Genomic DNA, 14,795 nt, shown 5'->3' with positions numbered 1-14,795 from the left:
ATCAGGCTGCTGCCACGAGGCCAGAGTGACGAATCAGGGCTTCGGTGCTGGCTGGACGCCCCCGGAATGCGGCGAACACCTCGGCTGGAGATTGACTGCCGCCGAGGCTGAGCACCGTGTCCCGGAACCGGGCGCCCGTGGCCTGAATGTCGTCCTCGCTGTCGAGACCCACTTCTTCGAAGGCCGCGAAGGCATCGGCACTGAGCACTTCTGCCCATTTGTAGGAGTAGTACCCAGCGGAATAGCCGCCGGCAAAGATGTGGCCGAAGGCACAGAGGAAGTGGTCCTCCGGGATCGGTGCCATCACCGTGGTGGTTTCGGCGATCTGCAAGCGCAGCCCATTGGGCGTGAGTCCCAGATCCTTGGTCCAGCTGCTGTGCAGCCTCAGATCGGTCAGGGCGAAATGCACCTGGCGCAGGGTGGCCAGACCGGCATTGAACGTTCGGCTCTGTTGAAGTTTCTGGAATTCCTGTTCCGGGAGGGGTTCACCGGTCTGCCAGTGGCGCGCCATGCCCATGAGGGTGCTGCGATCCAGGCACCAGTTCTCCATGAATTGGCTGGGCAGTTCGACGGCATCCCATTCGACATTGCTGATGCCTGCGGCATCGGGTTCGTCCACGGTGGTGAGCATGTGCTGGAGGCCGTGGCCAAACTCGTGGAAGAGGGTTTCGACTTCCTCGAAACTCATCAGGCTGGGGGTGTCTCCGACCGGCGGTGTTTGGTTGCAGATCAGGTAGGCCACAGGATGCACGAGCTCACCATCGTTGAGCCGACGTCGTCCCAGGCATTCATCCATCCAGGCGCCGCCGCGTTTGCTGGCCGGACGACTGAAGGGATCCAGATAGAAGGCTGCGATCAGCTCGCCATCGGCGCTGAAAACCTTGAAGTAGCGGACGTCCTCATGCCAGATCGGTGCTTCACCATCGGCAGCTTGAATGTCCACCTTGAACAGGCGTTTGCACAGCCCGAAGAGTCCGTCGAGAACCTGTGGCAGTGGGAACCAGGGGCGCAGGGCTTCCTGGTCCAGGTCAAACCGTTCTTGGCGCAGTCGTTCTGACCAGAAGGGCAGATCCCACGGTGCGAGTTGATCGGCTTCTGAGCAGCCTTGTCGGGCCGCGCAGGCTTTGAGATCAGTTAATTCCTGCTGTGCAGCTGGGAGGGCAGCGACCCGCAGTTCCTCCAGCAGGGCTTCCACCGCCGGCACATCCTCGGCCATTTTGCTGGCCAGGCTCAGGTCCGCCCAGTGGCTGTAGCCGAGTCGCTCAGCTTGCTGCTGACGCAGCGTCAGAATTTCTTCGATCAGCGCGCGGTTGTCGAGCTCACCGGAACTGGCACGGCTGACATGGGCCTTGTAGGCGGTTTCCCTCAGGGTGCGGTTGGTGGCATGGGTCAGGAATGGCAAGTAACGCGGCATGTCCAGGCCCAGCAACCAGGGGCCAGCGGCGGCCGTGGCATCGGGATCACCGGCTTCACGGGCTGCGGCGGCCAGGGCTTCCCGCGCCCGCTCCGGCAATCCGTCGACTTCGCTGGGTTCGGTCAAGCGCAGGGTCCACTGCTGCGTGGCATCCAGGACGTGATTGCCGAATTGTGTGGAGAGCTCAGCAAGTCGCTCGGAGGCTGCATTGAATGCCGACTGCTTGTCGCCGTCGAGTCCGACGCCGCGCTGGTCCATCGAGAGCAGTTCAGCCTTCAGGATCCGGCTCTGGGCCGGATTCAACGGTTCCGCGGGCCGATCGCGCAGCAGACAGAGCGCTTTGTAGATCACACGGCTCTGCCCGAGCCGGTTGCCGAGTCGTACCACCTCCGGTTGCTGGGCGGCATGGGCTTGTCTCAGTTCGCTGGAATTACAAACACCATTGAGGTGGGACACCACACCCCAGCTCCACCGCAGTGCTTCGCCGATGGTCTGAAGCGGACGCATCACCTGCGACCAACGCAATGGCTCAGAGCTATCGAACCGCTGCTCGAGGTTCTGTTCCAGTGCCTTCAGTTCTGCCTCGAGCTGGCTGAGCAGCTGAGGGAGATCCGCCGACACCATGGCGGGCGTGATGGTCGAAAACGCGGGCAGACCTGAGCCAGCAAGCAGGGGGGAGGTGTTTGTCATGTCGATTAACCGATGCTCAGTTGTTGGGCCAGAGCCACAAGGCTGTGCTGGCTCAGCAGTTCGGCCAGGGCATCCGTTGATGACTCGTAGAGGTCCATGGCCACCCGTGGCCAAATCCCGATCACCAGGGTGGGAACGAGCAGGGTGAGTCCGATCACCAGCTCACGGGGACGCATGTCCTCGATCACCGCCAAGGCGGGAATCCTCGGTCCGAAGAACACGCGCCGGCACATTGAGAGCAGATAGATCGGTGTGAGCACGAGGCCGATGGCCGCCAGCAACACGGTGATGGATCGGAACAGGGAGGTGAAGCTCTCCTGACTGGTCACACCCAGGAAGATGGTGATCTCGCTGATGAATCCGCTCATTCCAGGCAAGGCCAAGGACGCCAGAGAACTGGCCAGGAAGAAGGCGAAGGTGATGGGAAGGGCTTTGGCCAATCCGCCCATGTTGGGGATCGACAGGGTCTTGGTGCGTTCGTAAAACACGCCAGTGAAGAAGAACATGGCCGCGGCGATCAGACCATGGCTCACCATCTGAAGCATGGCGCCGCTGATGCCAAGGGCATTGACCGCACCGATCCCCAGCAGCACGAAGCCCATATGGCTGACTGAGCTGCAAGCGATGCGGCGCTTGACGTTGTCCTGGGCAAAGGCGTTCAGAGCGCCGTAGACGATATTGACAATGCCCAGGATCACCAGCGCTGGTGCCAACTGAAGGTGTGCTTCGGGCAGCATCTGCACGTTGAAGCGGAGTAAGGCGTAACCGCCCATCTTCAGCAGCACCCCGGCGAGAAGCATCGAGACCGGGGCGTTGGCCTCACCGTGAGCATCCGGTAACCAGGTGTGAAGAGGGAACATCGGCAACTTCACCCCGAAGCCGATCAGGAATCCGAGGTAACACAGCAATCCAAAGGTTCCACCCGGGGACCGCGCGGCCAATTCACTGAGGTTGAGGGTGAAGGTATCGCCGGAGAGAGCCAGTGCCAGGCCACTGATCAGGATGAGCAGCGAAGCCAGCGCCGTGTAAAGGATGAATTTGGTGGCGGCGTATTGGCGGTTCTGTCCTCCCCAGATCGCAATTAAGAGATAAACCGGGACCAGCTCAAGCTCCCAGGCCAGGAAGAACAGCAGAAAGTCCTGTGAGAGAAAGACCAGGCCCTGGGCGGATGCCTGAACCAGAAGCAAGGCGAAGTACAGCCTTGGTTTGAGCTTGACCGACCAACTCGCCGCCACCGACAACAGCGTGACGAGTCCGCTGAGAACCACCAGTGGCGCGGAAAGTCCGTCTGCACCGAGCGACCATTCCAGACCAATGATTGGGACCCAACTGATCCGTTCGACGAGTTGCAGTCCCGGCAACGATGAGTCGAATTGGGTGGCGAAGGCCACCAGCATCAGGATCAGATCGGCCAGCAGCACCACCAAGGTGATGTTGCGGGGCAGTTCAGGATTCCGCTCCTCATTGGCCGGCAGCAGCGGCATCAGCAGTGCTCCCGCGATCGGGAGCAGCACAATCAGGGAAAGCCAAGGGAAGTCTGCGGTGGACGCGGCCAGCATTGGCAGATCGGCGTCCATGGCACTCCCAAAATTTGTAAACAAAGCTATCAGCCCAAGTGCCAAGTTTGGGTAGTTCTACTCAGGAGAAGCTGTCTGCCAATGGCTTCCCGAGGTCTGCAGGTTCAGCACCGGTGCGCGACTGGCGACGCCAACGGCCTCCCATGCTCGAACCATGGCACGACTGATGGCTGTGCCTTTGTCCGCTGAACACAGCGCCAGGATGCTTGGCCCGGCGCCACTGATGGCGCAACCCCAGGCACCGGCATCGATGGCTGCCTTGCGAACCTCTTCGCCGCCTTTGATCAGCCGCCAGCGGTAAGGCTCATGCAGCCGGTCGTGCATTCCATCGGCGATGAGATCACCGTTGCCCGTTCTTAACCCCTGCAGCAGAAGGGTGAGGGCGCCAAGGTTGGTGACTGCATCACTGACTGGGATCGTTTTGGGCATGGCCCGCCTTGCCTCACTGGTACTCAGGCGGATGGACGGGATCGCCACGACAGCTTTCACCGCGTGGGTCCACTCGCAGCGCACGACACGCCAGCGTTGGGAGGCTGCCTTGGCCGTCATGCAGAGCCCCCCCAACAGCGACGGAACCACGTTGTCGGGATGCCCCTCAATATCGATCGCCAATTCCAGCAGTTTCTCCTTACTCAGGGGCTCACCGACCAAGGCATTGGCACCCATCAGCCCGGCGACGATGGCTGTGGCACTGCTGCCCAACCCCCGAGCTGGGGGGACAGCAAGGCGAACCCGTGCTTCCAGTGCAACCGGTTCAATGCCCGCTGCTTTCCACACCCGTTGCGCGGCGCGATACACCAGGTTGTCTGGCCCTCCACGGAGGTGAGTGCCCTCGGAGCCTTCGATGATCAGCTCAAAGCGTTCGCCGCTCCCTTCGATCCGTTGCATGGCGAATCGGTTGTTGAGATCAAGGGCAGCCCCAAGGCAATCGAAGCCTGGACCAAGGTTCGCGGTGGTGGCGGGCACGTCCACCACGACTTTTTGGCCAATGCGCGGCTGCGCCATGCCTGCTGATCTACTCAGGACAGTGTCCCACCCGACTCCGCAAGCATCTTTGCTCGGCATGCAGCGCTGAACAATCCCGCCTGGGGGTCAATCACCGCGGTGATCTGCAGACCCTTCATCAAGGATTCAAAACGACCTTTGTTGCGCAAGGCGTCCAGGAATGCTGCGGACTGCAAGCCGGCCAGTTGTTTGGCAGCGGTCCCGCCACCAATCCACAACCCACCCGTGCAGAGCTCCTGCAGCGCGAGGTCTCCTGCGGCAGATCCATAGGCTGACAACCACAGATCGAGTGCGTGCTGCATCAGCGGATCCCCGTTTGAGGCGGCTTCACTGGCCTGGGCCGGAAGGTCGTGGGTTTGCGTTTGCGGCCAGGTTCGTGCCAGCTCCTGGAGCGGATGGGATGTGGACTCCGGTTGCAGGAGCAACCAGCGGGCGATGTGCCCCAGACCGGTGCCGCTCACGACCCTCTCCACGGACAGCCGCTCCAGGTTCAGGTCATCTTTCAGCCATTGGGCCAGTCGCCATTCCTCGTCACTGCGAGCAGCGAACTCTCGATGTCCGCCTTCGCTGGGAAGAGCGATCAGGCCATGCTGCGTTTGGAGGCCCTTGGCCATGCCAAGACCCGTTCCGGCTCCGAGAATGGCCATCGTTCCCGCATCCATGGATCCAGCTTGGAGAACGCTTTGCTGGTGTTCATCGAAGTTGGGTAGTCCGTAAATCAGAACGACGAAATCATTGACCAATTCGAGCTGCTGCATGTCGGCAGCCCTCGCCAGATCGTCTTCCTGCAACTGCCAGGGGAGGTTGGTGATGGTCGCCTGCCGGTTGCGTACCGGCCCAGCAACGGCGATGCATCCATGGACTGGTGCCGCGACACCAGCGGGTCGACTGTGAACGAAGTCGCTGAGCATGGGCTCCAGCGAGGACCATTCTCTGGAGACGTACCGCCGCTGATGGCGTTGAACGACACCGCTGGTTTGCACCTCATACAGGGCAAGCAACGTTTTGGTGCCACCCATGTCACCGGCAAGGAGCGTTGTGGCGACCATCGGCTGAACGCGGTTCAGGCTGCTCTCAGGCTGAAGTCAGCTCGGGGGATCGGCAACTAAAAGAAGTCGAGTGGCAATGGCCCCCATGTCTGCGACGGTTGGCTGGCGTCGTTGCCGTGGCCGCTGATCAGGATGCCTTCTCCGAGGCCATGCTCGATCCGGATGCGTATGGAACCACCGGTTTGATTGGCCTTGAGAAACACCGGCCCATCGTCAGTGGTGCTTTCCACAACGTCCATTGGCTCCCAGCCCTGCTGCTGTTCCAGACGGCGCAAGGCCGCCAGGGCCGAAGCGGCGGACGGGGCCATGACGCCGACGGTGAACCAGGTGGCCGCTGACATGGCTTCGATCAGCTGCTGACGCAAGCTCAGGCGTGTCGCATGGCTGAGCTCAGGGGCCGTTCGCAGGCGAGCGAGATCTTGCAGGGTTGGTGGGGTGTTGTCTGTCATCGGGATCAAACGGTGAGGCCCGGTTGACGGTTGGCATTGGCCCGTTCCCCAGCCCGGAGCAAATCCGAAACAGCCATCACTCCCAAATCACCATCCCGCCGGCTGCGGATACTGACGGCATTTTGTTCAGCCTCTTTCGCTCCGATGACGGCCAAAACAGGGATTTTCATCTGTTCACCGGTACGGATCAGCTTGCCCAGACGATCGCCACTGCGATCGATGGTCGAGCGGACACCTGCGGCATTGAGCTGGTTGTGCAGCGACTCTGCGTAGGGAAGAACCTCATCGGTGACGGGAAGCAGGCGGATCTGTTCCGGAGCCAACCAGAACGGGAAATCACCCGCGTAGTTCTCGGTCATGATTCCGTAGAACCGTTCCAGCGAGCCAAAGATCGCGCGGTGGATCATGATCGGGCGCTGCTTGCTGCCATCGGCGGCCACGTAATCGAGCTCGAAGCGTTCCGGCAGGTTGAAGTCCAGTTGAATCGTGGAGCATTGCCACATTCGACCGATGGCGTCTTCGATTTTGAGATCAATTTTGGGGCCATAAAAAGCACCACCGCCTTCGTCGATCTTGTAGGCCCAACCCTTCCGATCGAGAGCTTCGATCAGGCCCTTGGTGGCTAGATCCCAGACTGCGTCTTCACCGATCGATTTCTCAGGCCGCGTGGAGAGGTTGATCTCATAGGTATTGAAGTCGAAGGTGGAGAGAATCCGTTCGGTGAGATCCAGGATGCGCAGGATTTCATCGCTGATCTGGTCCGGCAGGCAGAACACGTGGGCGTCGTCCTGGGTGAATCCGCGAACGCGCATCAGGCCGTGCATCACCCCCGGACGCTCATAGCGGTAAACAGTTCCCAGTTCTGCCCAACGAATCGGTAGTTCGCGGTAGCTGCGCAGTTTGCTGGCATAGGTCAGCACATGGAACGGACAGTTCATCGGCTTGAGCTGGTATTCCCGCTCATCCACTTCCATCGGGCCAAACATGCTCTCGGCGTAGAAGTCGAGGTGTCCCGATGTCTTCCACAGGCTGATGTCAGCGACATGTGGCGTGTACAGAAGTTCGTAGCCGCCTTCGAAATGGGCCTGTCGCCAGAACTCCTCAATGAGCAGGCGCATGCGGGCCCCGCGTGGATGCCAGAACACCAGGCCCGCTCCGGCCTCGTCCTCAATGGAGAACAGCTCGAGATCCTTGCCGATCCGACGGTGGTCGCGACGGAGGGCTTCCTCCTTACGGCGCTTGTGTTCAGCCAGTTGCTCTGGGGTCTCCCAGGCGGTTCCGTAGATGCGTTGGAGTTGCGCTTTGGTTTCATCGCCACGCCAGTAGGCACCAGCAACGCTCTCAAGTTCAAAGGCCTTGGGATGCAACTCCTTGGTGTTGTCGACGTGGGGACCGGCGCACAGATCCCACCATTGATCCCCGAGCGTGTACAGGGTGATGGGCTCCTGAAGTCCCGCAAGAATCTCCAGCTTGTAGGGCTCGTTCTGGGATTCGATCCGTCGTTGCGCCTCTTCCCGGCTGACCTCGATCCGTTCAAGCGGCAGCTTGCGGCCGATGATCTTGCCCATTTCCTTCTTGATTGCCTTCAGGTCGGCTTCCGTGAAGGGATCGGGATTGTCGAAGTCGTAATAGAACCCTGTTTCGGTCCAGGGGCCGATGGTCACTTGAGCGTTGGGGAAGAGTTTCTGCACAGCCATGGCCATCACATGGCTCATCGAATGGCGAATCTTCAGCAGCTGCTCGCTTTCGCTGGTTTTTGGCAGGACTACCGGAGTTGAGGGGGCAGGGGTGGTGGCTGCTGCGCTGCTCAACGTTCAACGGTCGGGGCCCGCCATCCTATGGGCGTGCCTTGCGCTGATTGATGGATAGACAACCGGATCCGCAAGCCGGTGAGCTGCTCGAACAGCTTCTGGGGTCACTGCTGGATGATTTTGATCACTGGTTTCGACGGGGAGAAGAGCTGCTGGCTTGCTGCCCTGAGTCCGTGATGGATCCAACGGAACAGGCCCGTTTCCTCGACCGCCTTCAAGAGGGCCAGCGTGCGATTGCCGCGACCAGGGTGCTGGTTGCTGCGGCGTCGGAACCCATGGCTGTGTCGATGGACGCAATGACGCCCTGGCATGGTCTTGTCACCGAGGTTTGGGGCTTGTCGGCGCGGGTCGCAGCAGCTCGGCGTTGATTCGAATCAAGCGGAGAGGCTTTGGCGACGCAGAGATTGCAGGTTCTCGCGATAGAAGCGAGCCAGTTCTTGGTGTGATTTCACCGGTTGGCCGTAGGCACTGCGCCCACTGATGTTGGGGAAGGACGCCCATTCCGGCGCCAGTCGGGCCATGGCGGTTTTGGTAAGACCGCTGCGATCCACTTCCTTCAGGGCACCACGGCGTTTGATCAGGTGAAGAGCAGCTTGGTCTTGATGTTGGGGCTCAAAGGTTTTCAGGTTGAGTTCCTTGGCCACTCCTTTCCATGTTGCGGGAAGGAATTGGTATGCACCTGCCGCTGCACTGGCGTATTTCTTGACCACGACGGTCTCAGGATGGCGGGAGAGATCCCTGAACTGTCCGCCGCCGTACATCACCTGATATCCCTGGTCGGTGCCGTCTTTCCAAGTTCCCTCGGCATACCGGATCGTGTTGAGCAGAGCACGGCGTTCCGGGGTGAGGTCATAGGGGCCGTCATTGACAGCGCGAATGAGCTCTGCGCGGTGAACAGGACGCGTCTCACCCTTGACCCCAATGGAGGTCACCTTCGTGGGTGAGAGGGCTCCGGCGCTGACGGACATCAACAGACCTGCGGCAGCCAAACCGCCAACAACGCTGGAGTGAGCCGACAGGAAACCGAAGGACAGACGCACGCAATGGAATCGGAGTAGACGGTCACGTTGCTGGACCAGACACCCCTTGCGCGAGAACGTTGCCTTGGGGCTTGACGTTTGCTTGAAGGTGTGCGTAGCAAAGCCAAAGCTGGCCTTAAGACCCGTGAGACACGAGTCGTTGCAGAGGTCGTTGTGGCTGGTCGTCGCCGTGTGTGTCTAGGTCTGGATGCTTAGGGATTGATCAGCTCAGCTAATCGATCTCCAGTTGCTTGATCAGCGACGAGGGCTGAAGCCCAGGGCGGAGCGAACGCGCTCCAGCGTTGCATTGGCAACGGTTTCAGCGTTTTGGCGCCCCTGATCGAGGACCTTGTCAAGTTCATTGGGATCCTCCATCAGGTCTCGATGGCGGGCCTGAATCGGCTCGAGGGCTGCAACGGCGGCCTCAGCAAGCATTGGCTTGAACTTGCCCCACCCGATGTCAGCGCATTCAGCCGCTGCGGCGTCCCGACCCTGTCCGCTGAGGAGGGCGTAGAGGCTCAGCAGATTGTGGGTCTCTGGCCGCTCGGGATTGTCGAACTCAAGGCCCATCTGGGGATCGGTCTTGGCGCGTTTGATTTTTTTGGTGATCAGCTCCGGTGGATCCAACAGGGTGATCCGACTGCCTTCGTTGGGATCGCTCTTGCTCATCTTGCTGCGCCCATCCGTCAGGCTCATCACCCGGGCACCGTCCTTGAGGATCAGGGGCTTCGGAACGTTGAGCACCGGTTGTCCGTCGCTGCCGAAACGGGCGTTGATCCGTTGCTGGGCAATGTCTCTTGCCAGTTCGAGGTGCTGTTTCTGGTCTTCCCCGACGGGAACGAGATCAGCGTCATATAGAAGGATGTCTGCTGCCATCAGCACTGGATAGTCCAGCAATCCCACCGAGACGTTGTCGCCCTGTTTGACGGACTTTTCCTTGAACTGGATCATGCGCTCCAGCCAGTTCAGCGGGGTGACACAGTTCAGGAGCCAGCACAGCTCGCTGTGGGCTGCGATCTGGCTCTGGATGAACACAGAGCAGCGTTTTGGATCCATGCCGCAGGCCAGATACAGCGCTGCGGTGCTTCGGGTGTCTCCGGCGAGCTTGGCCGGGTCATGGGGAACGGTGATCGCATGCAGATCAACCACACACACGAATGTGTCGTGGGTGTCCTGGAGATCAACCCAGTTCCGGATGGCCCCCAACCAGTTCCCTAGGTGGAGAGCCCCGGTGGGTTGAACGCCGGAGAGAACCCGAGGCCGTGGCATGGATCAGCCCTCAGCGTCAGCGGGTTTGCTGTCGTCGCTGGCATCAGCCGCTGGCGCGGTCTCGACTGGAGCGGTGTTCTCGGCGGTGTTCGCCTCATCGGCAGAAACGCTGTCGGCCTCAGCCGCAGCCACAGGCTCGCTGGGCTGGGGTTTGGCTGGACGGGCGAAGGGGTCCGGACGGGAGCCACGACCCCCCTGGCGATCATCATCAAAGCGACGCCCACGGCCTCCACCGTCTCGGCCACCACCATCGCGACGACCACCGCCCCGGGGAGCTTGGGATTTCTGTTGAGCGACCAGTTCATCCAGCTGGCCGTCCTCAAGCATCTGACCGAGGGTCCGAACGGCAAATCCGAGAACGGCAACGGTGGACCGCAGATTGAAGGCCTCCTGCAGGGCCCGTGCGGAGCGCATTTCGTTGTCGCTCAGTCGGATGCGGAAGCCACCACCTTCGCGGCTTCCACCCCGGCCGCCGCGTTGACCGCCACGATCTGAACCACCTCGACCGCCTTCGGTCTGCCCCCCTTGGTGTTGGGGGTCGCTGTAGGAATCACTCATGGCCCCTTGGCCTGGAATCAGGCGCAAGTGTGACGCATCGTCGGGGAAATGTCGGCGATCCAGTGCAGATGGTGCCCCTCACCCTGGCTCCGACGTGGCAAAACGACCATGGGAATGGCCGGTTGCCCTGTTTCCACCTTGGTTCGATAGGTGCTGACGAGCTCGAGATAGTCGCGGAAGGTCCAGTTCTGTCCTGGTTGGTCGCGACTGCTCCAGTACTGGCGCAGCGCGCGACAGCAGTCCTCCATGCCGAAGTCCTGCCAGCAGCGTTGCTGTGCAGCTAAAGGATCCAGTCCGTCATCGACAAGAGCGCGAAAGCTGGCGAGTTCCGGTGCCTCTTCATGGACGTCAGCGGGAAGCACCTGGTTCAGGTCATGCAGCGGGACGTGGGAGAGCCGTAGCCAGCACCGTTCGTGAAGCAGCACCGGAAGCGACCAGCTCCAGACGGGCTGTTGTTTGAAGCGTTCCAGAATCTCCTGAAGACCACAGAGTTGTGTGGTTGTGAGAGAACGCAGCGGGTCCGAGCTGGTTGTCGCCTCAGCCATGGGTCCCGCTGTAGGTGATCTCCTGTTCCACGTAGTCCTTGGGTTCCAAGTGAATGGTGCAGCGCACCGGTCCGAAGCGTTGATCCAAGCGATCTTCGACCAATTCCGTGATTCGGTGAGCCGTTCTGAGGTCATCGGCTTCCACAATCATGTGCATGTCGATAAACACCTGCTGACCCAGGACCCCTCGGCTGGCGATGTCATGGCAGTTCAGGACTCCGGCCACCTGCATGGCCTCCGCGTGGATCGATTCCGGGGCGATCGCGATGTGGTCGACAAGCCAGGGCAATGTGCGTTTGAGCACTGACCAGCAAACGCGGATGAGGAGAAGCGCCATGGGAATGGCCAGGGCGACATCCAACCAGTTGACATCGAAAAACAGGGCTCCCGACATCCCGATCAGAATCACCACGGTCGTCCAGACATCGCTGGCCGCATGCTGCGCATCGGCCTTGAGCAACGCACTGTTGAGGCGTCGTCCCTGGTCGTGTTCATAGGCCGCCAACAGCAGGTTGAAACCAAGGGCGATCAGCAGGAGCACAAGCTCATTGGAGGTCACCCGGATCGCAGGTAGACCGTCCAGCAGTCGTTCCCCGGCCCGGAGCAGGATTTCCAGTGCTGTGAACAGGATGAAACCAGCGATGCCAAGGGCACCGATCCCCTCATATTTGTGATGGCCGTAGGGATGATCCCGGTCCGGTCTGGGGTCGGAGAGACGGTTGGTGATCAGTCCCGTCAGGCTGGAGAGTGCATCGGTCGCGCTGTGCATGGCATCGGCGATCACAGCAAGGGATCCACTGATCAAACCAACAGTGAGTTTGAGCAGCGACATCGCCAGGTTGATCACCAGGGCTGTGACCAGGACGCGCCTGACGGCCGTGCGTCGATCTGACCGGTCGCGATCAGGTCCCGCTGCCATGAGCATGCTCTGCCGTGATGTTCCTGAAGGGTATGGAGAAGTGGCAAGGCTGACCGCCCATGCTGGTGCCAGCGGCTTAGCTGAGCTAGGACGACTCACGCTTGATTGTCCACAACCGTCTTGAAACTGCCGGTTCCATTGCTCCAGCTTCTGCCTCAACGCACGACGGGCCTGAGTTCTCTGGTACTGGTCGGCGGTGGCTTGATCGCAACACAGTGGTTGGTGAGCGATCTCTTGCATGGGCCCGGTGGCATTGGATTGTTAGGCCTTGGGGCTGGGGTGTGGTGGCTGTCGCGCCCGTCGAAGCCATCCCGTTTCAAGCCTCCCGAAACCCTGGATGCCTGGATCAAGCGCTGCCGTGAGGTGTTGCAGCAGCTTGAGGCCTTTGAGGGTGGGCCAACGGCGCGGGTGGAGTCCTGGTCCCAGCAGTTGGCGTCCGTTGTGGAGCGTGAGGGTCCTCAACGCCTCGCGTTGGTGCATGGGACCACCGACGTCTTGATTCGGTCTGACGACCTCATTCAGGGGCTTCGCGGCACGGCTCCCGTCGATGTGTCGTTTGCCCACGGGCTTGAACTGGCGGATGGGTCGCGGCGCTGGCCCGAGGCCTTGATGGCCCACGACCGACTTCTCTATGTCTTGGATGCGCCATTGATGGCCTCGGATCTGCTGTGGCTTCAGCAGCTTCCGGATGACTGTCCAGCGTGGCTGTTGGTCCGTCATCCCGCCGATCAAGATGTGGATAGGCTCCAGACCGACCTGGCTCTGCAGTTGCCTGGGCGTTGGCAAAACCGCGTTTTGCTTTGGTCTGGGGATGTCCATCAACTGCGCAGTGTGCTGATGCCTGTGCGCCAGGCGTTGAAACAGCCTGAGCGGGTGCTCCATGAGACGGGTCAGCGCCAGTTGGCATCGCTGCATCGTCAATGGCAGCAGGAACTGGAGCTGGTGCGGAGGGCCCGCTTTAGCGAACTCCAGCGCCGCACCCAGTGGGTGGTCGCAGCCGGTGTGATGGCGTCCCCGCTGCCGAGTGTCGACCTGTTGGCGATGGCTGTGGCCAATGGACTGATGCTCAGGGAGATGGGCGCGATCTGGGGCACCGAGCTCAAGGGCGAGGCTCTTCAGTCGGCTGCGCAACAGCTCGCCCGTGCAGCGTTGGCCCAGGGTGTGGTCGAGTGGACCAGTCAGGCGTTGTTGGGTCTGGCCAAACTTGATGCCGGCAGTTGGCTTGTTGCCGGTGTGATGCAGGCCCTGAGCGCGGCGTATCTCACCAGAGTCGTGGGTCGTGCGATGGCCGATTGGCTGGCTTTGAATGCTGGTGTGGCTGAGCCGGATCTTGAGGCTCTGAAGCAGCAGGCTCCGTTGTTAATCGCCCAGGCGGCTGAAGAGGAGCGCGTTGACTGGGGAACCTTCCTTCAGCAGTCCAGGCAATGGGCGCTTAACACCACTTCATGAACACTTCATGGACTGCTTAATGAAGTTTGATTGAGCAGTGATTCGTAGTGTTGAGATGTGCGGTATTGAGCGGCCTTGTTCATAGGCTTGATCCGCCAATCTTCCTATTGGGAAGTGAGGCCAATCCGTCTTCTTTTCTCACATGTCCACCGCAATTCGCAGCGGACGCCTAAGCAACTGGGAAGCCTTCTGTTCCTGGGTCACGAACACCAACAACCGCATCTATGTCGGTTGGTTCGGTGTCCTGATGATTCCTTGCCTTCTGGCGGCCACCATCTGTTTCATCATTGCGTTTATCGCAGCACCCCCCGTCGACATCGACGGCATCCGTGAGCCCGTCGCTGGCTCCCTGATTTACGGCAACAACATCATTTCCGGTGCTGTTGTTCCGTCCAGCAACGCCATCGGCCTGCACTTCTATCCCATCTGGGAAGCAGCATCACTCGACGAGTGGCTGTACAACGGCGGTCCTTATCAGCTGGTTTGTTTCCACTTCCTCATCGGCATTTCTGCCTACATGGGTCGTCAGTGGGAACTCTCCTACCGCCTGGGCATGCGCCCCTGGATCTGCGTCGCCTACAGCGCTCCGCTGTCGGCTGCTTTCGCAGTGTTCTTGGTTTACCCCTTCGGTCAGGGCTCCTTCTCTGACGGCATGCCCCTGGGCATCTCTGGCACCTTCAACTTCATGTTGGTGTTCCAGGCCGAGCACAACATCCTGATGCACCCCTTCCACATGCTGGGCGTCGCAGGTGTTTTCGGCGGCAGCTTGTTCTCCGCCATGCACGGCTCCCTGGTGACCTCTTCTTTGGTGCGTGAAACCACCGAGACCGAGTCCCAGAACTACGGCTACAAGTTCGGCCAAGAAGAAGAGACCTACAACATCGTGGCTGCCCACGGTTACTTCGGTCGCCTGATCTTCCAATACGCCTCCTTCAACAACAGCCGTAGCCTTCACTTCTTCCTGGGCGCCTGGCCTGTTGTCGGCATTTGGTTCACGTCCATGGGCGTCAGCACCATGGCCTTTAACCTCAATGGCTTCAA

Annotated in this window: 14 protein-coding genes; 3 read left to right on the top strand and 11 right to left on the bottom strand. The window is 60.5% G+C overall.

All coding sequences use genetic code 11. The features are described from left to right. Position 1 precedes the first annotated feature (1 nt). From ACGVKB_RS03885 to thrS, 6 genes are read right to left on the bottom strand one after another with little or no spacing between them, the layout of a single operon-like run. Entirely contained in the window at positions 2 to 2,104 is a 2,103-nt protein-coding gene (locus ACGVKB_RS03885; RefSeq protein ID WP_392349968.1) for a M3 family metallopeptidase, read from the bottom strand. A gap of 5 nt (positions 2,105 to 2,109) precedes the next feature. Beyond that, a complete protein-coding gene (locus ACGVKB_RS03880; RefSeq protein WP_392349967.1) occupies positions 2,110 to 3,681 on the bottom strand; it encodes an NAD(P)H-quinone oxidoreductase subunit 4 in 1,572 nt (523 codons plus the stop codon). A gap of 57 nt (positions 3,682 to 3,738) precedes the next feature. Next, the gene (gene thrB / locus ACGVKB_RS03875; RefSeq protein WP_392349966.1) at positions 3,739 to 4,686 is read right to left on the bottom strand and encodes a homoserine kinase; all 948 of its coding nucleotides are present in this window, start codon (positions 4,684 to 4,686) and stop codon (positions 3,739 to 3,741) included. Between the two features lie 14 nt (positions 4,687 to 4,700). Next, positions 4,701 to 5,735, bottom strand: coding sequence for a glucokinase (gene glk / locus ACGVKB_RS03870; RefSeq protein ID WP_392349965.1), 1,035 nt, complete (start codon positions 5,733 to 5,735; stop codon positions 4,701 to 4,703). A gap of 56 nt (positions 5,736 to 5,791) precedes the next feature. Then, positions 5,792 to 6,184, bottom strand: coding sequence for a DUF1824 family protein (locus ACGVKB_RS03865; RefSeq protein ID WP_392349964.1), 393 nt, complete (start codon positions 6,182 to 6,184; stop codon positions 5,792 to 5,794). Positions 6,185 to 6,189: 5 nt separating this feature from the next. Further along, positions 6,190 to 7,995 (bottom strand): threonine--tRNA ligase, encoded by a 1,806-nt coding sequence (gene thrS, locus ACGVKB_RS03860; RefSeq protein ID WP_392349963.1) that lies wholly within the window; start codon positions 7,993 to 7,995, stop codon positions 6,190 to 6,192. A gap of 50 nt (positions 7,996 to 8,045) precedes the next feature. Here thrS and ACGVKB_RS03855 point away from each other — a divergent pair, with 50 nt between their 5' ends. Beyond that, positions 8,046 to 8,363 carry a DUF2605 family protein gene (locus ACGVKB_RS03855; RefSeq protein ID WP_392349962.1) on the top strand — a complete coding sequence of 106 codons (318 nt, stop codon included), beginning with the start codon at positions 8,046 to 8,048 and terminating at the stop codon, positions 8,361 to 8,363. 6 nt (positions 8,364 to 8,369) lie between these two features. Here ACGVKB_RS03855 and ACGVKB_RS03850 read toward each other — a convergent pair whose 3' ends face one another. The 5 genes from ACGVKB_RS03850 to ACGVKB_RS03830 form a co-directional block, all read right to left on the bottom strand. Further along, positions 8,370 to 9,035, bottom strand: coding sequence for a muramidase (locus tag ACGVKB_RS03850; RefSeq protein ID WP_392349961.1), 666 nt, complete (start codon positions 9,033 to 9,035; stop codon positions 8,370 to 8,372). A gap of 234 nt (positions 9,036 to 9,269) precedes the next feature. Then, positions 9,270 to 10,283, bottom strand: coding sequence for a tryptophan--tRNA ligase (gene trpS / locus ACGVKB_RS03845; protein WP_392349960.1), 1,014 nt, complete (start codon positions 10,281 to 10,283; stop codon positions 9,270 to 9,272). 3 nt (positions 10,284 to 10,286) lie between these two features. Beyond that, a complete protein-coding gene (locus ACGVKB_RS03840) occupies positions 10,287 to 10,841 on the bottom strand; it encodes a hypothetical protein (RefSeq protein WP_392349959.1) in 555 nt (184 codons plus the stop codon). 17 nt (positions 10,842 to 10,858) lie between these two features. Then, the gene (locus ACGVKB_RS03835; protein WP_392349958.1) at positions 10,859 to 11,386 is read right to left on the bottom strand and encodes a hypothetical protein; all 528 of its coding nucleotides are present in this window, start codon (positions 11,384 to 11,386) and stop codon (positions 10,859 to 10,861) included. Beyond that, positions 11,379 to 12,305 (bottom strand): cation diffusion facilitator family transporter, encoded by a 927-nt coding sequence (locus ACGVKB_RS03830; protein WP_392349957.1) that lies wholly within the window; start codon positions 12,303 to 12,305, stop codon positions 11,379 to 11,381. The genes ACGVKB_RS03835 and ACGVKB_RS03830 overlap by 8 nt, the downstream gene beginning before the upstream one ends. A 120-nt stretch (positions 12,306 to 12,425) precedes the next feature. Here ACGVKB_RS03830 and ACGVKB_RS03825 point away from each other — a divergent pair, with 120 nt between their 5' ends. Beyond that, complete coding sequence (locus ACGVKB_RS03825; RefSeq protein WP_392349956.1) at positions 12,426 to 13,754, top strand: DUF697 domain-containing protein; 1,329 nt, start codon at positions 12,426 to 12,428, stop codon at positions 13,752 to 13,754. A 142-nt stretch (positions 13,755 to 13,896) separates the two neighbouring features. Beyond that, positions 13,897 to 14,795: photosystem II q(b) protein (gene psbA, locus ACGVKB_RS03820; RefSeq protein WP_392349955.1), on the top strand; the 899-nt coding region annotated here is incomplete at its 3' end.

Source organism: Parasynechococcus sp. (genome assembly GCF_042954325.1).
Lineage (GTDB): Bacteria > Cyanobacteriota > Cyanobacteriia > PCC-6307 > Cyanobiaceae > Parasynechococcus.
This window is presented reverse-complemented; position numbering and strand designations above follow the sequence as displayed.